This is a genomic window from Bradyrhizobium sp. LA6.1 (genome assembly GCF_040547805.1).
Classification (GTDB): domain Bacteria; phylum Pseudomonadota; class Alphaproteobacteria; order Rhizobiales; family Xanthobacteraceae; genus Bradyrhizobium; species Bradyrhizobium barranii.
Map to the genome: position 1 here is coordinate 134,003 of NZ_JBEPQK010000014.1, position 18,290 is coordinate 152,292.

An 18,290-nucleotide genomic window follows, 5' to 3' on the forward strand; every position below is an offset into this window, starting at 1 on the left:
GCCGTTTCGCCGAAGTCCACGATCTCGGCTTTTCCCGTTGCGGTGGTGAACAGGGGTGCTACCCTCGAAGCCATTGGTGGGTTCGGGCAATCTATTGATGCGTTTTTTTGGGGCAGCTGTCTTTCTCGTCATGTCGCTTTTGTCCGCTCAGCCCGCCCTTGCGCAGGCGCGGGTTGCGCTTGTCATTGGCAATGGCGCCTACGAGAAGGTGCCCGAGTTGCCGAACCCGACTCGCGACGCGGCCGACATCGGCCGCGCGCTGGAGCGGCTGGATTTCAAGGTCACCCAAGTCAGGAACGCCACCGCGCAAGAGATGAGGAAGGCCGTCGTTGAGTTCGGTCGATCCGCCGAAATGTCCGACATCGCCGTCGTGTTCTACGCCGGGCACGGCATGGAAGTCGGCGGCGAGAATTGGCTGATCCCAATCAGCGCCGAGCTGCGCAGCGATACCGACGCCGAAAGCGAGGCGATCAGCCTGCGTTCGGTGAGCCTTCAGGTTTCGAAGGCACGGAAGTTGGGCCTCGTGATACTTGACGCGTGCCGCAACAACCCTTTTGCCGCGAAGATGAAGCGCTCGTTGAGCACCCGGGCCGTGGCTCGCGGGCTCGCGCCGACGGAGCCGTCCGACAACGTCCTGATTGCGTATGCCGCCCGGGACGGCACCACGGCGAGCGACGGCGATGGGCGGAATAGCCCCTTCACGACGTCGCTGCTTCGCCACATCGAAACACCCGGCCTGGAAATATCGTTTCTGTTTCGCCGGGTTCGTGACGACGTGATGGCGGCAACCAGGCGCGAACAGCAGCCTTTCGTGTATGGCTCCTTGTCGAAGGAAGAGATTTACCTCAAGGCCCCTGCCGTCGCCGCTCAGGCGCCAGGAGCATCGACTCCGGCGCTTGCAGCTCCTGCGGAAGACGAGAAATTCTGGCAGGCTGTCCGAACGTCGACGGTGGCAGCTCTCTTTGAGGAGTTTCTCGCCAGATACCCCCGCAGCGACCACGCCGTCGAAGCCCGCCAGCGAATCAAGGATCTCAAGGCCAGCGAAGTTGCGGCGCTATCATCTCCGGCTGCTGCTCCGAAATCCGATGCGAGCGGACGCCAGGAGGCTGATGCCAAGCGCGCCGTACGAAATCTATTTACGCCCGACGACAACAAAAAAATCTCTGTCATCGCGGCAGCTCAGCAACTCGAATTGCCGAGCTTCACCATCTCGTCCGATCAGAACGATCCACTCAACGCCAATTCCAGGTTTGTCGGCGTGTGGTCCAACAAGCGTGGGTGGACCGATGGCAAGGGGCGCTACGCCATGCTGATCGTCACGGAGGTCTCCGCGACGGGCTTGGCCAAGGGATACTACCTCTGGGGGCCGCCCACGAAACAATCATGGGTGAAGGATGTGGCGGGATACAAATCGTTCGCCGAGTTCATTGCGAACGATAAATTCTCTATCAATGGAACGCCGGTTACGGCCAAGCTGGACAAGAACGTCCTTGCCCTGACTTCCGTCAATAAGGAGAATCCGTCGGAGACCGCGAATATCGAGCTTCGTCCAGTCTGGCAGCTTATGCCGGTGCCCGAGGATGCCGAACCTCCGACCAAGCGCGATAAAACGTCGCGAGCTCATGCAGTCAAGAAAGAGAGCGCGGCCGAACCTGGCCCTCCGGGTCATGCCGGCGGAGCGAGTATGGAAGAGCGCTATCGAGCGTGCAGAAAGCTCGTGAAAGGATTTGCCCAGCGCGACGCATGCGCGCGTAACGGCACGATCTGATCTTTTCGATCCCGACGACGCGTCAGCGCGGGGCGACGTCGGCCCGATCGAGCGACTCCAGCGTCGATGCATTGCCACAATAGCCGTGGTAGTTCTCCGCGGCGGTGCCCTCGGCGAGATCGCGGTCGCATTGTCCCTTCTGATTGCAGAGCGAGCAGACGCGCTCCATGTCGCGGAGCAGCAGCGGCTGCGCACGACCGAGCCTGTCTGCGCTGATGCCGAGCTGCTCGAGCATTTTCGGCAGCTCGTCGGCAGCGTGCTTGCCGTGACGGACCAGCTCCTCCAGATCGTCAGGCGCGATCCTGAGATCTTGCGCGATCCGGTCGAAATCGGCGCGATCGAGCTGCCGCATCTCGTTCATCTCGCGGCGATGCTTCAGCCAGGCGGCAAAGGACTCGATGAGGTCCTGAACGATGGGATAAGGCCTGCTTGCGGTGCTCATGGAAAGCTCCATTCGGGCGGCGGAATTGGAGCGAGATTAGGCACAATGGTGCAGAGGCGCGTTGCGCTGGATCAAATTTGGAAGCGTTGGAGTGTGGCGCGTTGGTGGTTGGTTTCGTGTTCCGGACGCGGTGCGGCGCGAAGTGCCGCTCCGCAGAGCCGGGACCCATCTCGCCGCATCTCTGGGCCCCGGCTCAGCAGCGCATCACCATAGCGCGTCGAAGACGCGCGTGAACGCGCTTATGGTGCTGCGCTACGTCCGGGGCAGGAGAGCGCCGCGTAGCGGACTGAGTTACGCGAACCGCTCCGTCGCCCACGCATACAGGCTGCCCGGGATCGGCTTTTCGCCGCCGCGGCCCTTGGGGGAGATGTGCAGGCCGATGATCTCGGGGTCGGTGACGAGGCCGAGATAGCTTGAGGGATCGAAGAACAGCTTTGGCTCGGCATGCACGGCGTAGAACGATTGCTTCGGCAGTGCGTTCTGTATTTCACCGGTGCGGCGCGCGAGCGCGGTGAGCGCCGCCGGTCCGAAGATTGCGACGCGAATGTCCGAGAGACGGTTCGAGCCCCCGCGCAGGCGACGCATCATGAAGGTGATGCGATGGCGCACCGACAGCCAGTTCGGCGTCAGCTCCTCCTGCTCCATCAGCTCCTCGAAGGCGGAAACGATGCCGTGCTCCGCCGGCAGATAGATCACGGAATTGCCGAGCTGGCGCGGCCGTTCCCAGGCGAAGTAGGGTTTTGCCGGATCGATCTCGACGGGTTTCAGCAGCAGCACGTCGGCATCGAGCCAGAGGCCGAGGTTCTTCGCCATCAGCTTCATGCGGAAGAAGTCGCTGAACTGCAGCGTGGTCCAGTCGCGCCAGCTTCCGTCCGGCTGCGGCGGTCGCAATCGTTCGGAGAACGCGTGCGGCAGGATCGCCTCGGCGTCCGCGTTCCCGATGCCCGCGGGCAGGCCGGGAATGGTGTCAAAACTGTAGACCGTGACCTTGTGGCCGGCCGCGAGCTGCGAGCGCAGACAGGTCTGGCGCAGTGCGTCCATCGGGCCGTGCCAGAAGGTGACGATGTCGGGCAGCATGCGCGTCAGTCTAGGGGTTAATCAGGACAAAGAAAAAGCCCCGGCGCTATCAGCACCGGGGCTCGAACTGGAGCTCGATCTCAGGCCCAGGCGCGTTCGCGCTTGAGCTTTTCCTCGTAGGTGTCGATCGAGGCCTTCTTCTCCATCGTCAGGCCGATGTCGTCGAGGCCGTTGATCAGGCAGTGCTTGCGGAACGGGTCGATCTCGAACTTGACCTTGCCGCCGTCGGGGCCGCGGATCTCCTGATTCGGCAGGTCGATCGTCAGCGTCGCATTGGCGCCGCGCTCGGCGTCGTCGAACAGCTTGTCGAGGTCTTCCTGCGAGACGCGGATCGGCAGAATGCCGTTCTTGAAGCAGTTGTTGTAGAAGATGTCGCCGAACGAGGTCGAGATCACGCAGCGGATGCCGAAGTCGAGCAGCGCCCAGGGCGCGTGCTCGCGGCTCGAGCCGCAGCCGAAATTGTCGCCGGCGACCAGCACCTTCGAATTGCGATAAGCGGGCTGGTTGAGGACGAAATCCGGATTCTCGCTGCCATCGTCCTTGTAGCGCTGCTCGGAGAAGAGCCCCTTGCCGAGGCCGGTGCGCTTGATGGTCTTGAGGTACTGCTTCGGAATGATCATGTCGGTGTCGACATTGATGATCTTCAGCGGCGCCGCGACGCCTTCCAGCGTGGTGAACTTGTCCATTTCAGGCTTCCCGGTTTGAAGTCAGGGGAGGGCTATTTAGCCCGGTTGGCACACAAATCCTAGGCCGGATTCGGCAGGCCTAAGGGGCGTAAATCGAGGTTCGTCTTCAGCCTGGCGGAGCCATGCTGTCAGGGGCAAAGCCGGTCGGCAGGCCGTCGATGCTCTTCATGTTCTTCAGACCCCAGTATTTTCGCAAATTGTTGACACCCTGCGCCGTCCAGTAGCGCACGAGGCTGCCGCGTTCTTGTCTGTAGTCGAACAGCGGCACGCCCATACCGCATGACGTCTGCACGAGGTCGACCGAGAGGCGCACGATTTGGCGGGCGCCTGCCATGTCCTCGAAGTCAGGAACGAGATCGGAATATTCCGGCGTGCCGCGCATGAGCGATCGAGCCTGGCCATAGAGCCGCAGGATCATCGGGGCGCCGTCGAAGGCGCAAAACATGATGGTCATCCGCTTGTCGTCGGAGGCGGTCAGATGCGCACGGGTCTCGCTGCCGCTGCCGGTGCAATCGAGGTAGGCGACGTCGCTCTCTCCCAGCACCCGGAATGACGACAGGCCCTTGGGAGACACGTTGATGCGTCCCTTCGGTGGGGCGCTCGCGACGAAGAAGATCTTCTGCCGTTCGATGAAAGCCCTGTGCTCGGGTTCGATCCTTGCGAATTGCTTGCCCATACCCGTTCGTCCTTTCCGCAGCGACGCCGCAGCGGCAAAGAGTTAGCATGCCGATTATACCCGTTTAAGAATGTTCTTTATGCTGGTATAAAAATCACCATGAAGGGACCAGACCCGATCGCTCCAGCTCTCTCGCTCAGCGCGTTCCTGCGCGCGCTCCGGGAGCGCCAGTCTCCGGCAGAATTCGGCCTCGCCGCCGGAGCACGGCGGCGCACGCCCGGCCTCCGGCGCGAGGAGGTCGCTCAGCTCTGCGGATTGAGCGTCACCTGGTACACGTGGATCGAGCAGGGTCGCGATGTCTCCGTCTCGGCTTCGACACTTGCGCGCCTCGCACGCGGATTGCGCCTGTCACGAGCGGAGCGCAGCTATCTGTTCGAAGTTGGGGGCAAGCGCGATCCCGAGCGTCCCGGCCACAGCGATGATCCGCCTGAGGAGGTGCTGGCCTGCGTCGATGCGATCGATGGGCCGGCCTACATTCTCGATCGCACATGGGGCGCGCGCCGTTGGAATGCGAAAGCGTCCCGGTTGTTTGCCGGATGGCTCGATGCTGACGGCGAAAAAAATCTTCTGCGCTACATCTTCCTCAGGCCCGAGGCGCGAACACTGATCCTCGACTGGACCTCACGCGCGCAACGCGTCGTCGCAGAATTCCGCGCCGCTGTTACAGCCTATTCCGACGATCCGGACATTCGCCGGCTCGTCGAGGAACTGAGAGTTGGAAGCCCCGACTTCGAACGCTGCTGGGAGACGCAGGGGGTCCTGGCACGCGAAGGCGGCGAGCGTGCGTTCGATCATCCGACCATGGGACTGCTGCACTATCAGCAGGTGTCGCTGTCTCTCGCGGGCTGGTCCGACTATCGACTGACGATGCTTCTCGCTGCGCCAACCATACGCAACCGATGACGTCCTACTCCGGCTGAGCCTCAATCGCGGCCATATCGTCGTCCGAGAGGCCGAAATGGTGGCCGATCTCGTGGATCAGGACGTGGCGGACGATGTGGCCGAGGCTCTCGTCGTGCTCGGCCCAGTAATCCAGGATCGGCCGGCGGTAGAGCCAGACCATGTTGGGCAGCCGCGCCACATCGCCCAGGCTCTGCTGGGGCAGGCCGACGCCCTGGAACAGGCCGAGCAGGTCGAACTCGCTCTCGCAATCCATCTCGTCCATCACTTCCTCGGTCGGGAAGTCGTCGACACGGAGGATCACGCCCTCACAGAGGCCGCGAAATTCCGCCGGCAGGCGCTCGAAGATGTCATGCGCCGTCGTTTCCATCTCGGCCAGCGAGGGGGCTTTCAATTCCGTCCACATGGGCTTTTCTTAGCGCGGGTTCCGTGGCGATGCATCCGGCTTTATAGAAGGCTACGAAGAGTTGACGCCGCGCGCGAAAACGGGGAGCGTACGGCGCCTCAAGGGGATAGCTCAGGTGGGTGGTGGTGCGATGCGGGCGGGAACAGCAATACTGGTTCTACTTTGCATGGGGTTGTTTTCGCAATTTTGCGTTGGTGCGGAAGCCCAGACGGCCGGCGCCGGTGTCAGGCTGGCCCAGGCGGCCTCGCCAGACGACGTTCCTCCGCCGCGCAGGCGCCCGCCCGCCCGGCTGCGCGTCACGCCCTACTACGCTCCGGACGGCGTCTATCCGCGCTACTATCCGGGTCCCGATGCGGTCCGCGAGTGCAACGCCACCTATGTGCAGGAATATCGGCCGAGCGGCACGGTGATCGTGCCGCATATGAGCTGCTACTGGCGGCGGGGCTGACGCGCCTCAACGGCCGCGTGATGCCCGCATCTTGAGGGCGGAGTTCGTCATGACGAGATGGATTGCATTGGCCGTTGTCGCCGGGCTCGCAGCGGGTTTGCCTCGCGCTTCAACCGCGCAGAGTGTGACGAAGTCGGATGCCTCGGCCGGGACAGCGATTTTCGATGCGAGACGGCACGCAAGACACCATGACGTTGCGCGGCGCTCAGCGCCCCATGATCCGCATTATTACGCGCGGCCCGTCTACTACCGTCCCTATCCCTACGGCGTGCCGGCACCCTTCGTGTTCGGCTACGGGCCGTGGTGGTGACGCCGTCGCGTTAGCCCGCCGTCGCGAATCCCCTGACCAGCAGCACGGTTGCCTGCGCGCCCGCCTTGCGATCGCGCGAGATCTCTTCGTAGTCCGGTGAATTCGAGAAGGCGAGGAATGCGGCCTCGTCGGGAAACGACATCATGACGAGCTTGTCGAATGGCCACGGGCCCTCGAGCACGCGCGGCTGCTCGTCGGCGGCGAGCAGCCGTCCATTGTACTTTCTGAACACGTCGAAAAACCGCGCCTGATAGCGGTCATAGGCCGCGCGGTCCGTCATCTTCAATTGCGCGATCGCGTAGACGGTCATCTTTCGAATTCCTTTTGTCGTGGCACGGCGCCTCGGCAGGAAGCTTGTTCATTCACAAGGCGTTCACGTCGCTGTCCCTAATTTAATCTTGGGAGCGACTGCAATTGAACAGCGATGCGAGCGACGCTGCGCCGCAATGCTGCCGTTCAGATTCAGGGAGAATTCCATGCTGCGGGTCTTGGATGCTCGGACAAGCCCGATACGCTTGCTCGGGCTTGCGGCCGTTGCCACGCTGATGCTGTCGGCCGGGACTGCACAACGTGCCGAAGCGATGACACCGATCAATCCGACGCCGTTGCCGGCGGCGAAGGCTGCAAGCGACGACATGATCACGCAGGTCCGTCATGGTGGTGGCGGCGGTGGACATGGTGGCGGCTTCCATGGCGGCGGCGGTTTCCGCGGCGGTGGCTTTCACGGCGGCCATATCGGCGGCTTCCGCGCCGCACCCGCCTTTCATGGTGGCGGCTATCGCTACGGCGGATTTCGCCACTATGGCGGGTTTCATCGCTACGGGATCTATCGCCCGCATTACGGCTATCGCCACTTCCACCGGCGCTATTATTACGGCGGCTACTATCCCTACTACAACTATCCGCGCCGCTGCCGGGTGATCTGGACCTATTACGGTCCGCGCCGCGTCTGCCGGTGGCATCGCTGGCACTATCCGTACCGCTATTGGTAATCGCGATCGAAATGAAAAGGGCGCCGCGACGGCGCCCTTTGTTCGTGTGGCCTAGAGCCAATCCTTCAGCTTCCACGACGCCGGCGTCCACCGCGTCAGGTTCTCGAGCTTCCACTGCTTGATCATCGCCGGCGGCCAGCGGCTGAGCTTCGAGGTCTCCTCGACCTCGGGCTTGGCGACGATGGGCAAGGGCGTTGCGCGCCGCCGGTGCTGGCGCGTCGCAGCGCTGATCAGATCGACATATTCAGGCTTGTTGGCCATGGCGCGCGTCCTCGCGAAACCGTCGCGAGGACGCAGTGTCGGCGATGCCGATTAACGGCCGTTTGCCGCTTTAGCTCAAATTGCAGGGAGCGGCTTACCGCCACTCCCTGACGTCGACGAAGTGACCCGCGATCGCGGCGGCTGCCGCCATCGCCGGCGACACCAGATGCGTGCGGCCCTTGAAACCCTGGCGGCCCTCGAAGTTGCGGTTCGAGGTCGAGGCGCAGCGCTCTTCCGGAGCCAGCTTGTCCGGGTTCATCGCGAGGCACATCGAGCAACCGGGCTCGCGCCATTCGAAGCCGGCCTTGATGAAGATCTTGTCCAGACCCTCAGCCTCGGCCTGCTCCTTCACGAGGCCGGAGCCCGGCACGACCATGGCGTTGACATGCGCTGAAACGGTCTTGCCTTCGGCAATCTTCGCCGCCGCGCGCAGATCCTCGATGCGGCCGTTGGTGCAGGAGCCGATGAAGATGCGGTCGAGCTTGATGTCGGTGATCTTCGTGCCCGCCGTCAGGCCCATGTATTTCAGCGCGCGGTGCTTGGAGAGACGCTTGGCCTCGTCCGCGATCTGATCCGGATCGGGCACGATGCCGGTCACCGAGATGACGTCCTCAGGCGAGGTGCCCCAGGTCACGATCGGCGGCAGCTTGGCAGCGTCGAGGCGCAGCTCGTGGTCGAAATGCGCGCCGTCGTCGGAGCGCAGCTTCTCCCAGTAGCGCATCGCCGCGTCCCAGTCCGCGCCCTTCGGCGCCTTCGGGCGGCCGCGCAGGAAGTCGAACGCCTTCTGGTCGGGCGCAACCAGGCCGGCGCGGGCGCCGCCTTCGATCGACATGTTGCAGACCGTCATGCGGCCTTCCATGCTGAGCGCGCGGATCGCATCGCCGGCGTATTCCAGCACGTAGCCGGTGCCGCCGGCAGTGCCGATCTCGCCGATGATGGCGAGGATGATGTCCTTGCCCGTCACGCCTTCAGGCAATTTGCCGTCGACGGTCACGCGCATGTTCTTCGCCTTCTTCTGGATCAGCGTCTGCGTCGCCAGCACGTGCTCGACCTCGGAGGTGCCGATGCCGTGTGCGAGCGCGCCGAACGCGCCATGCGTCGAGGTGTGGCTGTCACCGCAGACGATGGTGGTGCCGGGCAGGGTAAAGCCCTGCTCGGGGCCGATGACGTGGACGACGCCCTGGCGCTTGTCGAACTCGTCGTAATATTCGATGCCGAATTGCTTGGCGTTCTCGGCCAGCGCCTTGATCTGCTCGATGCTCTCCGGATCGGGATTCGGCTTGGTGCGATCGGTGGTCGGCACGTTGTGGTCGACGACGGCGAGCGTCTTTTCCGGCGAGTGCACCTTGCGGCCGGTGGCGCGCAGACCCTCGAACGCCTGCGGCGAGGTCACTTCGTGCACCAGATGGCGGTCGATATAGAGCAGGCAGGTGCCGTCGTCGGCTTCGTGCACCAGATGGTCGTTCCAGATCTTGTCGTACAATGTGGTCGGCTTGGACATGAGCTTCAGCTCCAGGAATGTTGTGGTGCGGATATGCGCGGTCACGCGCGGGCAACAAAATCGTCAGCGCAGCTTTTAGGCTGCGCGCGTAAGCTCTGACGTTGCCGAGGTCGCGAAGCGTCCGAAGAACCGGCCAGGCAGCCGCGAGCGATCGTCGATGACGATGCGCGTGACGGGGGCAAGGCTGGTCTGATCTGGAAACATTCCAAGAATATATAGCAGGCCGATTTGGAAGCGCGAGTGCTTTGACGCGCACGGCTGACGCAACAAAAAAGCGCGGGGTTTTGCCCTGCGCTCTCTAGAACTCGTCTGTAAACGGAGCTTACTCGTTGACGGCCTTGGCGTGCTCAGTCTTCTCGACGATGCGGGCCGACTTGCCGCGAAGGTTGCGGAGGTAATAGAGCTTGGCACGACGCACCTTGCCGCGGCGCACCACCTTGATCGAGTCGATCATCGGGGAGAGCAGCGGGAACACGCGCTCGACACCCTCGCCATAGGAGATCTTGCGGACGGTGAAGCTCTCGTTGAGGCCGCCGCCGGAACGGCCGATGCAGACGCCTTCATAGGCCTGCACGCGGGTACGGTCGCCTTCGACGACCTTCACGTTGACGATCACGGTGTCACCGGGACCGAATTCCGGAATCTCCTTGCTGGCGGAGAGCTTGTCGAATTGCTCTTTTTCGAGCTGTTGGATCAGGTTCATGGGTAAATCTCCATCGGCGCGCCCAGCCGCAGAACGGGGGCTGCGCGAAATTCGTTGATCCAGCTATTGCGGATGTGGCCGCTCCTATAAGGCAAGCCGGAGCGTTTGTCACCCGTCTGTCTTGTTTTTTGGCGTTTTTTGGCGTCCGGCCCGATTCGGGGCTTTGGCCGGGATTTGCGCCCATAAATCAGGCCGCCGGGCCGCGGTCAGGGCCTCGGATTGTGCCCGCCGCCAGGCTGCAACCTTGGCGTGGTCGCCGGAGGTCAGGGTCTCCGGGATCGGAGCGCCCTCGAACAGCTGCGGGCGGGTGTATTGGGGGTATTCGAGCAGGCCCTCCGAAAAGCTTTCCTCGGTTCCCGAGACCTCCTTGCCCATCACGCCGGGCAGCAGCCGGACGCAGGCGTCGATCAGGGCCAGCGCGGCGATTTCGCCCCCGGACAGCACGTAGTCGCCGATCGAGACCTCCTCCAGGGCCCGTCCGTCGATCACCCGCTGGTCCACCCCCTCGAACCGTCCGCAGACGATCAGGGGGCCTGGACCCTCGGCCAGCTCCATCACCCGGGCCTGGGTCAATGGCCGACCCCTCGGGCTCATCAGCAGTTTCGGCCGGTCCGGGCTGATCCCGGCGGCATCGATCGCCACCGCCAGAACATCGGCCCGCAGCACCATGCCCGGTCCGCCGCCCGCGGGGGTGTCGTCGACGCTGCGGTGCCGGTCGGTGGCCGAGGCCCGGATGTCCCGCGCCTCGAGCTCCCAGAGCCCGCCAGCCAGCGCCCGGCCGGCCAGGCTCACGCCGAGCGGCCCCGGAAACATCTCCGGAAACAGCGTCAGCACCGTCGCGCGCCAGGGTGAGGAGGTCGTCATGGCCGCTGGTTAGGGCATTGCGGCCGACAGGTCGAGGCCCGGCCGGCCGAGTTGGTTATTGCTTGCGGCCGTACTCGACGAGCTCGATGACGTTATTGGTCAGCAGATGGCCGTTGCCGCGCGCCACGTAGGTCCGTTTCGCCCAGTGGTCGATGGCCGGCGCGTACCAGGTCATGGCCGTGATCTCGTGCTTGCGGCTCGGATCGTTGGTCGGGCGCCTCAGGAGCGTCGTTTCGATCTTGTACGTCTCGAATGTGCCGGCCTTGGTGGTGATGGTCTCCTGGCCGACGACCTTCGAATGGCCCGAGCGCTTCCAGATGAAGCCCTTGCTGCTGTTGACGTCATCGGCGGAGAAGCTCCAGCTATCGCCGATTTTCAGTGGCGCATGGATGCCGCTGCCGTCGCCGGGCTGATATTTCCACTCACCCGCGTTCTTCAGATTCCACGACCGATCGTAGATATTCAGGCCCTCGGCCTCCTTGCCGTCGGTCGTGACCCGAACGCTGATCTCGGCAGGCGTGACCTCGGTGACGATGTTCCTGCGGACCGCGCTGACCTTGCCGCTGATTTCGTCCCGCACCTCGTAGGTCCAGAAGTCGCCTTGCAGGGGTGCCTCCATCGCGATGACCGGCTTTGCGGCAGCGGGCGGATCGCTCGCCGCCGATGCCAGGGTGGTGCCGGCAAGCAGACAAGCCATCATCGTGGCCGCGTAACGAGACATCTTCATGCTCCCCGGAAGGCTTCGGTCATCGACGGTCGCTTTTGCGCCGGCCGCTAGCGGCGGCCGTATTCGATCATTTCGAGCGCGCCCCGCTCGCGAACCCTGCCGTCCGCCCTGCTGACGTAAGTGCGCTTCACCCAATGGTTGATCTCGGGCACGTACCAGGCCTGCTGCTCGGCCTGGGATTTTTTGGTGGGATCGTTGGCGTTTCGCATCTCGATCGAGGTTTCGATCTTGTAGGCCTCGAATGTGCCGGCGCGGGTGGTGATGGTCTCCCTCGCCGTGACCTTCGAGGTACCAGTGCGCTTCAGGTTGACACCCGCCGTGCTGTTGGAGTCGCTGGACTTGAACGTCCAGGTCTTGCCGATCGCGAGCGGCATGCGGATGCCCGTGCCGTCATTCGGCGTGAACCGCCATGCACCATTGTTGATGATGTCCCACGACCGGTCATAGGTCTGGTAGCCGAAACCGGGCTTGCCGAGGATCTCGAACCGGACGCTGATCTCGGTGGCCGACACGTCGGTGATGGTATGCGTCATGGTCGATTTGAGGTCGCCCGTGATCTCGTCGCGCATCTCGTAGGTCCAGTGGTCACCGACCTGCGGCTCCTCCATCGGGGCGAGCGAGGTGGCTTGCTCGGCTGCAGCCGGCGGGGGGCTCGGTGGCGTCTGCGCACTGACGAGGCCCGCGGATGCGAGCAGGCTGATCGTTGCCGGAAGACAGCGGCGCAGCATTTGGGACTCCGGTGTTCGGGAGACGCGCGGGAGGGCGATGCAACCAAAGCGTGAACGAGCCGGATGCCCGATGCAAGTGAAGATTTCGCGAGATTTGTTAGCGAGCCGTTACCGCGCCGTCATGATGACGAAGCCTCGCTGTCATCATCACCCTCGATCTCCTGCGGCAGCGCGATCACGACGCGGCCGCCTGTGAGATCGACTTCCGGCACCACCGCGTTTGTGAACGGCAGCAGCATCGTCGTGCCTTTTGGCGGCGCGATCTCGATAATGTCGCCGGCGCCGAAATTGTGGATCGCGAGCACGCGGCCGAGCGCGTCGCCGTCGGTGGTGACGGCGGCGAGCCCGATCAGGTCGGTGTGGTAATATTCGTCCTCGTCGGTCGCGGGCAGCTTTTCGCGCGCGACGTAGAGCTCGATGCCGTTGAGGCGCTCGGCCTCATCGCGGGTCGTGACGCCCTTGAACGTCGCGACCAGATGATCCCTGGCCTCGCGCGCCTGCGCGACCTCGAACTGGCGCTTGCCGTCCTTGGACAGAAGTGGCCCGTAGCGTTTGATGGCAAAGGGATCTTCGGTGAAGGTCCACAGCTTGACCGCACCGCGCACACCATGGGCGGCGCCGATCCGCGCGACGCAGACCAGCGCCGACATGATCTGACCTTAACCCTTCGCGGCGGCTTCGGCCTGCGCCTTGCGCTCCTTGCGCGGCACGGCCTTCTCAGGGTTGTTGCGCGCTTCGCGCTTCTTGACGCCGGCGGCGTCGAGGAAACGCGCCACGCGGTCCGACGGCTGCGCACCCTTGGCGACCCAAGCCTTCACCTTGTCCATGTCGAGCTTGAGGCGGGCCTCGTTGTCCTTCGGCAGCAGCGGGTTGAAATAACCGAGACGCTCGATGAAGCGGCCATCGCGGGGAAAGCGCGAATCGGCGACGACGACGTGATAGACGGGGCGCTTCTTGGTGCCTGCGCGAGCGAGGCGGATAACGACGGACATCTGGTTCTCCTTCAAAGTACAGTTTGTTCGGTTGATTGGTATTCCGCGTCGCGCGAGATGCTTAGGATCCCTCGCGACGAATTCCTCATTTCTTTTTGCCCGGAAATCCGCCGAGGCCCGGCAGCGTCGGCTTGCCGCTCAGCCCGGTCAGGCCGGGAACGTTGGGCAGGCCGGTGCGCAGACCAGCGGGCAAATCCTTCGGCAGGCTGGGCAGACCTTGTCCGCCGCCTTGCATCTTCTCCTGCAACGCCTTCATCTCTTCCGGTGAGGGCGGCTTCATGCCACCGCCAAAGCCCATCGCCTGTGCGATGCCGGCGAGCGGGCCGCGCTTGCCCGAGCCCATGGCCTTCATCACGTCGGCCATGTTCCGGTGCATCTTGAGCAGCTTGTTGACCTGCTCGACGCTCTGGCCGCTTCCTGCGGCGATGCGCTTCTTGCGGCTGGCCTTGAGCAGGTCGGGATGACGGCGCTCGTCGCGCGTCATGGAATCGATCACCGCGACCTGCCGCTTCAGGATCCTGTCGTCGATGCCGGCGGCCGCGATCTGGTTCTTCATCTTGGCGATGCCGGGCATCATGCCCATCAGCCCGCTGATGCCGCCCATGTTCGCCATCTGCAACAGCTGCTCGCGCATGTCGTTGAGGTCGAACTGACCCTTGCGCATGCGCTCGGCGGTGCGCGCGGCCTTTTCGGCGTCGATGTTGGCGGCGGCACGTTCGACCAGCGACACCACGTCGCCCATGCCGAGGATGCGGCCGGCGATACGATCGGGGTGGAAATCTTCCAGCGCGTCGGTCTTTTCACCGGTGCCGATCAGCTTGATCGGCTTGCCGGTGACGGCGCGCATCGACAGCGCGGCGCCGCCGCGGCCGTCGCCGTCGACTCGTGTGAGCACGATGCCGGTGAGGCCGACGCGCTGATCGAAGGCGCGCGCAAGATTCACGGCGTCCTGGCCGGTGAGGCTGTCTGCTACCAGCAGCACTTCATGCGGATTGGCAGCGGCTTTGATCGCAGCCGCTTCCGCCATCATGTCTTCGTCGAGCGTGGTGCGGCCGGCGGTGTCGAGCAGCACGATGTCGTAACCGCCGAGCTTGCCGGCTTCGAGTGCGCGCTTCGCGATCTGCGGCGGCTGCTGGCCCGCCACGATCGGCAAGGTCGGAATGTCGAGGTCGCGGCCGAGCACGGCCAGCTGCTCCATCGCCGCCGGGCGATAGACGTCGAGCGAGGCCATCAGCACCTTGCGCTTGTCACGCTGGACCAGGCGGCGGGCGAGCTTCGCGGTGGTGGTGGTCTTACCGGAGCCTTGCAGACCGACCATCATGATCGGCACCGGCGGCACGGAATTGACGTCGATGGTCTGGCTTTCGGCACCGAGCGTGTTGATCAGCTCGTCATGGACGATCTTAACCACCATCTGGCCGGGCGTGACCGACTTGACGACGGTGGCGCCGATCGCCTGCTCGCGGACGCGCTCGGTGAAGCTGCGGACCACTTCGAGCGCGACGTCGGCTTCCAGCAGCGCGCGGCGCACCTCGCGCATCGCGGCGTCGACGTCCTTTTCGGTCAGCGCACCGCGCCCCGTCAGACGATCGAGAATGCCACCAAGCCGTTCCGACAGATTGTCGAACAATGCCGTTGTCCCTTGTCCTGCTCGCGCAGGGTTGCCGCGTTCACCATCGTCATGCCCCGGCTTGACCGGGGCATCCAGTACGCCCCGGCACCTCGGTTCAGCCGAGCTGCCTCTGGGATACTGGATCGCCCGATCAAGTCGGGCGATGACCACTTCCTAAGCAAGCGATCTTCCAAACACCTTTGCGCCCGAGGGCGCACAGCGCTGTCGGGCGTTGGCCTCTGGCCTCCAGGGCCAGTGGGCGGGTCGAAAAGAAAGCCTTTCCGAGAAAGTGGCGGGGTTAAACGCCGCTCCCGCCCAAAAGTCAAGGAAAGTTAGGGTGCCGGGGTGCCTTTGCCAGGCCAAGACTCTGAAAATACGGAACTTTCGGCGGCCGGTTCCTTTTGCCTAGGCTCCGCCCATATACAAGATGATGACTTACCACCGCTACCATCCCTGAAGCCCGCTTGTGCCAATCACCCGCCGCCGCCTCTTTGGATTGCTCGCCGGTGGTGCCGCGCTGGTCGGTGTTCCGCCCCTCTGGATGTCCCGCATGAAAACCTATGACGGCCCCGCCTCCGACCATTTTGACGGCCTGACCTTCTTCGATCCCGACGGGGCGCCGCCGAGATCGCTCGGCGAGGTGCTGCGGTGGCAATTAGGTGGCCGGGGGCAGCGCGCGGACTGGCCCGACTGGGTGCCCAACCCCTATGCCGACACGCCGCCGCAGCGCGTCGAGGGCGACAAGGTGCGGCTCTCCTTCGTCGGCCACGTCAGCTGGCTGGTCCAGGCCGGCGGCCTCAACATCCTCGTCGATCCCGTCTGGTCCTCGCGGGTCTCGCCCGTCAGCTTTGCCGGACCGAAGCGGCACAACGACCCCGGTATCGCGTTCGAGAAGTTGCCGAAGATCGACGTCGTGCTGGTCTCGCACGGTCATTACGATCATCTGGACATCGCGACGCTGTCGCGGCTTGCCAAGAACTTTGCGCCGCGCGTGGTGACGCCACTCGGCAACGACGTAACGATGCGCAGCGCCGACTCCTCCATCAAGGTGGAGGCCTTCGACTGGCACGATCGCGTCGAGCTCGGCGGCGGCATCGCCGTGACGCTGGTGCCGACCCGGCACTGGTCGGCGCGCGGCATGTTCGATCGCAACAAGGCACTGTGGGCGAGTTTCGTGCTGGAGACGCCGGCGGGGAAAATCTACGTGGTCTGCGATTCCGGCTATGGCGACGGCGGGCACTTTCGCCGCGTCGCAGAGAAGCACGGGCCGCTGCGTCTGGCGATCCTCCCGATCGGCGCCTACGAACCGCGCTGGTTCATGCGCGACCAGCACATGAATCCGGAAGACGCCGTGAAGGCGCTGGCCGATTGCGGCGCGCAAGCCGCGCTCGGGCATCATCACGGCACGTTCCAGCTGACCGATGAAGCGATCGACGCGCCGGCCAAGGCGCTGGTCGAAGCGTTGGATGCCGCGAAGCTTCCGCAGGAACGGTTCGTGGCGATGCAGCCGGGACAGGTGGTGGAGATCTAAATCCATCCACGTACACAACTTGCCCCGGACGCAGCGCAGCGTCTCTTCGACGGTGCGCTGCAGAGCCGGGGCCCATGCAGCAGCACGTGCCGTTGGCTTTCTGGGTCCCGGCCCTGCGCAGCGGCGTTTCACGCTGCAGCGCGTCCGGGACAAGAGACTTATTTGCCTTCAGGGCGAATAATCGCCCAGCTGACATTCACCGTCACCGACAGCGTTTCCTCGCCCGGCGCGACTGCCGCGGGCGCCGCCATCGGCGCGGTCGCCATTCTTGCCTTGAACAGCGGCACCGGAGCGCCGCCCTCGGATACGCTGAGCGGCGAGCCGAGCGTGACGCCGGTGGCCTTGGCATAGATCTCGGCCTTGCGGCGGGCGTCCACGACCGCCTGTTCGCGGGCGTCGTCGAGCAGCTTTGAGGCCTGCGTCACCTCGAAGGAGATGTTGCCGATGTCGTTGGCGCCGGCGCCGACCAGCGTGTCGATGATGCCAGCGACCTTGGTCACGTCGCGGATCTTCACGGTAACGCGGTTAGAGGCGCGGAACCCGACCACGGGCGAAGCGCCGGTGGATTTGTTCTGCCCGTATTGCGGCTGCAAGGACAGGCGCGAGGTCTGATAGTCCTTCTCGGCGATGCCAGCGCCCTTCAGCGCCAGCAGTACCTTGCCCATCGCGGCGTTGTTGGCGTCGGAGGCTTCCTTCGCCGACTTGGCGTCGTTGGCGACGCCGGCGTCGATCTGCGCGAGATCGGGCGCCGCGGAGATCGTGGCTTCGCCGCTCACCGAGATCGCGGAGGGAAAATCGTCCGCGCGTGCGGGCGTCGCCAGCAGCGTGGCGGCGAAAGCGGCGGCAAGGGACGTAAAAAGGACGGCAGGCTTCTTCATCTCTCTCACTTCAATGGCACGAACACGTTGATCACGAGCTTGTCCTCCGCCGTCTTCAGGGGATCGGTGAGGTACTCCTCGATAAAGGTGTCCTTGGCTTCCAGCTTCTTGTCGTCGAGGTGATTGGTGATCGCCTCATAGGTGTTGTCCATGTTGTCGTAGGAGCCGCGATGAACGAATTTCAGCGCCTTGCCTTCGGGCGATTTGCCGATGCTCATGTCCTTGGGCAGGTTCTTCGGGTCCTGCTCGACCGGGATCTCGGCCAGGAAGGTGAAGCCGGTGTCGTCGGTCGAGGTGTAGACGATCATCGAATTGCCGGCGGGCTTGATGCCCTGCTTGTCCAGCAGCGTGTTCAGCGCCTTGAAAGCGTCGATCAGCGTGTCGAAGGCCGAATCCCAATTGGCAGTGCCCTTGACCATCACGACCTTCTTCGGCTCGAGCGTGGTCTCCAGGCCAAAGGGATCGGCGGTCTGCACCGGGGCGGGCGTCGCGGCCGCAGCGGGCGGCGGGGCCGCCGGAGCGGGTGAGGGCGAAGCGCTGGCCGCAGGCGATGGCGCCGGAGAGGGCGCCGCCGCGGGCGCAGGTGCCGCACTTGCGGCCGGGGAGGGCGAGGCCGACGGAGCCGGCGAAGGGCTGGCCGACGCGGCGGGCGCCGGGCTCGGGGTCTGCGCCAGAGCGCCGGGCACGCCAAACGACATGGTCGCTGCCGGGATCAGCGCGAGCAGTGCGAGGCGACAAAAACGATTCATTCTATTCTCCCCAAGGGCTTATGCGCCAAGGCCTTACAT

The 18,290-nt window shown here is 64.2% G+C and carries 23 protein-coding genes; 6 read left to right on the forward strand and 17 right to left on the reverse strand.

Going from position 1 to position 18,290, the window contains the following annotated elements:
• The first annotated feature begins 76 nt into the window (after nucleotides 1-76).
• Complete coding sequence (locus tag ABIB99_RS29655; RefSeq protein ID WP_354178888.1) at nucleotides 77-1,768, forward strand: caspase family protein; 1,692 nt, start codon at nucleotides 77-79, stop codon at nucleotides 1,766-1,768.
• Between the two features lie 22 nt (nucleotides 1,769-1,790).
• Here ABIB99_RS29655 and ABIB99_RS29660 read toward each other — a convergent pair whose 3' ends face one another.
• The 4 genes from ABIB99_RS29660 to ABIB99_RS29675 form a co-directional block, all read right to left on the reverse strand.
• Complete coding sequence (locus ABIB99_RS29660; protein ID WP_354178890.1) at nucleotides 1,791-2,210, reverse strand: hypothetical protein; 420 nt, start codon at nucleotides 2,208-2,210, stop codon at nucleotides 1,791-1,793.
• A 291-nt stretch (nucleotides 2,211-2,501) separates the two neighbouring features.
• A complete protein-coding gene (locus ABIB99_RS29665) occupies nucleotides 2,502-3,287 on the reverse strand; it encodes a glycosyltransferase family 32 protein (RefSeq protein WP_354113492.1) in 786 nt (261 codons plus the stop codon).
• 80 nt (nucleotides 3,288-3,367) lie between these two features.
• The gene (gene leuD / locus ABIB99_RS29670) at nucleotides 3,368-3,973 is read right to left on the reverse strand and encodes a 3-isopropylmalate dehydratase small subunit (protein ID WP_014490662.1); all 606 of its coding nucleotides are present in this window, start codon (nucleotides 3,971-3,973) and stop codon (nucleotides 3,368-3,370) included.
• A 106-nt stretch (nucleotides 3,974-4,079) separates the two neighbouring features.
• Nucleotides 4,080-4,649, reverse strand: coding sequence for a pyridoxamine 5'-phosphate oxidase family protein (locus ABIB99_RS29675; RefSeq protein WP_354178893.1), 570 nt, complete (start codon nucleotides 4,647-4,649; stop codon nucleotides 4,080-4,082).
• A 99-nt stretch (nucleotides 4,650-4,748) separates the two neighbouring features.
• Here ABIB99_RS29675 and ABIB99_RS29680 point away from each other — a divergent pair, with 99 nt between their 5' ends.
• Nucleotides 4,749-5,552 carry a helix-turn-helix transcriptional regulator gene (locus ABIB99_RS29680; protein WP_354179012.1) on the forward strand — a complete coding sequence of 268 codons (804 nt, stop codon included), beginning with the start codon at nucleotides 4,749-4,751 and terminating at the stop codon, nucleotides 5,550-5,552.
• Nucleotides 5,553-5,556: 4 nt separating this feature from the next.
• Here ABIB99_RS29680 and ABIB99_RS29685 read toward each other — a convergent pair whose 3' ends face one another.
• On the reverse strand, nucleotides 5,557-5,955 hold the full coding sequence (locus tag ABIB99_RS29685) for a metallopeptidase family protein (protein ID WP_354178895.1): 399 nt from the start codon (nucleotides 5,953-5,955) through the stop codon (nucleotides 5,557-5,559).
• Between the two features lie 166 nt (nucleotides 5,956-6,121).
• Here ABIB99_RS29685 and ABIB99_RS29690 point away from each other — a divergent pair, with 166 nt between their 5' ends.
• Together ABIB99_RS29690 and ABIB99_RS29695 are read left to right on the forward strand one after the other, a co-directional pair.
• Nucleotides 6,122-6,403 carry a hypothetical protein gene (locus ABIB99_RS29690; protein WP_063980388.1) on the forward strand — a complete coding sequence of 94 codons (282 nt, stop codon included), beginning with the start codon at nucleotides 6,122-6,124 and terminating at the stop codon, nucleotides 6,401-6,403.
• Nucleotides 6,404-6,452: 49 nt separating this feature from the next.
• Nucleotides 6,453-6,713 (forward strand): hypothetical protein, encoded by a 261-nt coding sequence (locus tag ABIB99_RS29695; RefSeq protein WP_085402929.1) that lies wholly within the window; start codon nucleotides 6,453-6,455, stop codon nucleotides 6,711-6,713.
• Between the two features lie 10 nt (nucleotides 6,714-6,723).
• On the opposite strand, the gene ABIB99_RS29700 is transcribed toward ABIB99_RS29695, so the two are convergent.
• Entirely contained in the window at nucleotides 6,724-7,023 is a 300-nt protein-coding gene (locus tag ABIB99_RS29700; protein ID WP_354178898.1) for a DUF1330 domain-containing protein, read from the reverse strand.
• Between the two features lie 166 nt (nucleotides 7,024-7,189).
• Here ABIB99_RS29700 and ABIB99_RS29705 point away from each other — a divergent pair, with 166 nt between their 5' ends.
• On the forward strand, nucleotides 7,190-7,705 hold the full coding sequence (locus ABIB99_RS29705; protein ID WP_354178900.1) for a hypothetical protein: 516 nt from the start codon (nucleotides 7,190-7,192) through the stop codon (nucleotides 7,703-7,705).
• Nucleotides 7,706-7,756: 51 nt separating this feature from the next.
• On the opposite strand, the gene ABIB99_RS29710 is transcribed toward ABIB99_RS29705, so the two are convergent.
• From ABIB99_RS29710 to ffh, 9 genes are all read right to left on the reverse strand, one after another.
• Nucleotides 7,757-7,966: a hypothetical protein gene (locus ABIB99_RS29710; protein ID WP_354178902.1), complete on the reverse strand. Its 210-nt coding sequence runs from the start codon at nucleotides 7,964-7,966 to the stop codon at nucleotides 7,757-7,759.
• 94 nt (nucleotides 7,967-8,060) lie between these two features.
• Complete coding sequence (leuC, locus tag ABIB99_RS29715; RefSeq protein ID WP_063985988.1) at nucleotides 8,061-9,467, reverse strand: 3-isopropylmalate dehydratase large subunit; 1,407 nt, start codon at nucleotides 9,465-9,467, stop codon at nucleotides 8,061-8,063.
• 322 nt (nucleotides 9,468-9,789) lie between these two features.
• The gene (gene rplS, locus ABIB99_RS29720) at nucleotides 9,790-10,170 is read right to left on the reverse strand and encodes a 50S ribosomal protein L19 (protein ID WP_063980390.1); all 381 of its coding nucleotides are present in this window, start codon (nucleotides 10,168-10,170) and stop codon (nucleotides 9,790-9,792) included.
• A gap of 108 nt (nucleotides 10,171-10,278) precedes the next feature.
• Complete coding sequence (gene trmD / locus ABIB99_RS29725; RefSeq protein WP_354178905.1) at nucleotides 10,279-11,034, reverse strand: tRNA (guanosine(37)-N1)-methyltransferase TrmD; 756 nt, start codon at nucleotides 11,032-11,034, stop codon at nucleotides 10,279-10,281.
• 55 nt (nucleotides 11,035-11,089) lie between these two features.
• The gene (locus ABIB99_RS29730) at nucleotides 11,090-11,755 is read right to left on the reverse strand and encodes a hypothetical protein (protein ID WP_354178907.1); all 666 of its coding nucleotides are present in this window, start codon (nucleotides 11,753-11,755) and stop codon (nucleotides 11,090-11,092) included.
• A gap of 53 nt (nucleotides 11,756-11,808) precedes the next feature.
• Nucleotides 11,809-12,489 (reverse strand): TapB family protein, encoded by a 681-nt coding sequence (locus tag ABIB99_RS29735; RefSeq protein ID WP_354178909.1) that lies wholly within the window; start codon nucleotides 12,487-12,489, stop codon nucleotides 11,809-11,811.
• A gap of 119 nt (nucleotides 12,490-12,608) precedes the next feature.
• Nucleotides 12,609-13,139 carry a ribosome maturation factor RimM gene (rimM, locus tag ABIB99_RS29740; protein WP_354178911.1) on the reverse strand — a complete coding sequence of 177 codons (531 nt, stop codon included), beginning with the start codon at nucleotides 13,137-13,139 and terminating at the stop codon, nucleotides 12,609-12,611.
• A gap of 9 nt (nucleotides 13,140-13,148) precedes the next feature.
• Nucleotides 13,149-13,481 (reverse strand): 30S ribosomal protein S16, encoded by a 333-nt coding sequence (gene rpsP / locus ABIB99_RS29745; RefSeq protein WP_063980395.1) that lies wholly within the window; start codon nucleotides 13,479-13,481, stop codon nucleotides 13,149-13,151.
• Between the two features lie 85 nt (nucleotides 13,482-13,566).
• Nucleotides 13,567-15,111 carry a signal recognition particle protein gene (ffh, locus tag ABIB99_RS29750; RefSeq protein WP_354178913.1) on the reverse strand — a complete coding sequence of 515 codons (1,545 nt, stop codon included), beginning with the start codon at nucleotides 15,109-15,111 and terminating at the stop codon, nucleotides 13,567-13,569.
• Nucleotides 15,112-15,559: 448 nt separating this feature from the next.
• On the opposite strand from ffh, the gene ABIB99_RS29755 reads away from it, so the two are divergent.
• Nucleotides 15,560-16,624: an MBL fold metallo-hydrolase gene (locus tag ABIB99_RS29755; RefSeq protein ID WP_354178915.1), complete on the forward strand. Its 1,065-nt coding sequence runs from the start codon at nucleotides 15,560-15,562 to the stop codon at nucleotides 16,622-16,624.
• A gap of 158 nt (nucleotides 16,625-16,782) precedes the next feature.
• On the opposite strand, the gene ABIB99_RS29760 is transcribed toward ABIB99_RS29755, so the two are convergent.
• Complete coding sequence (locus tag ABIB99_RS29760) at nucleotides 16,783-17,502, reverse strand: SIMPL domain-containing protein (protein ID WP_063980398.1); 720 nt, start codon at nucleotides 17,500-17,502, stop codon at nucleotides 16,783-16,785.
• A 5-nt stretch (nucleotides 17,503-17,507) separates the two neighbouring features.
• Complete coding sequence (locus ABIB99_RS29765; protein WP_071908659.1) at nucleotides 17,508-18,251, reverse strand: GyrI-like domain-containing protein; 744 nt, start codon at nucleotides 18,249-18,251, stop codon at nucleotides 17,508-17,510.
• Nucleotides 18,252-18,290: the final 39 nt, after the last annotated feature.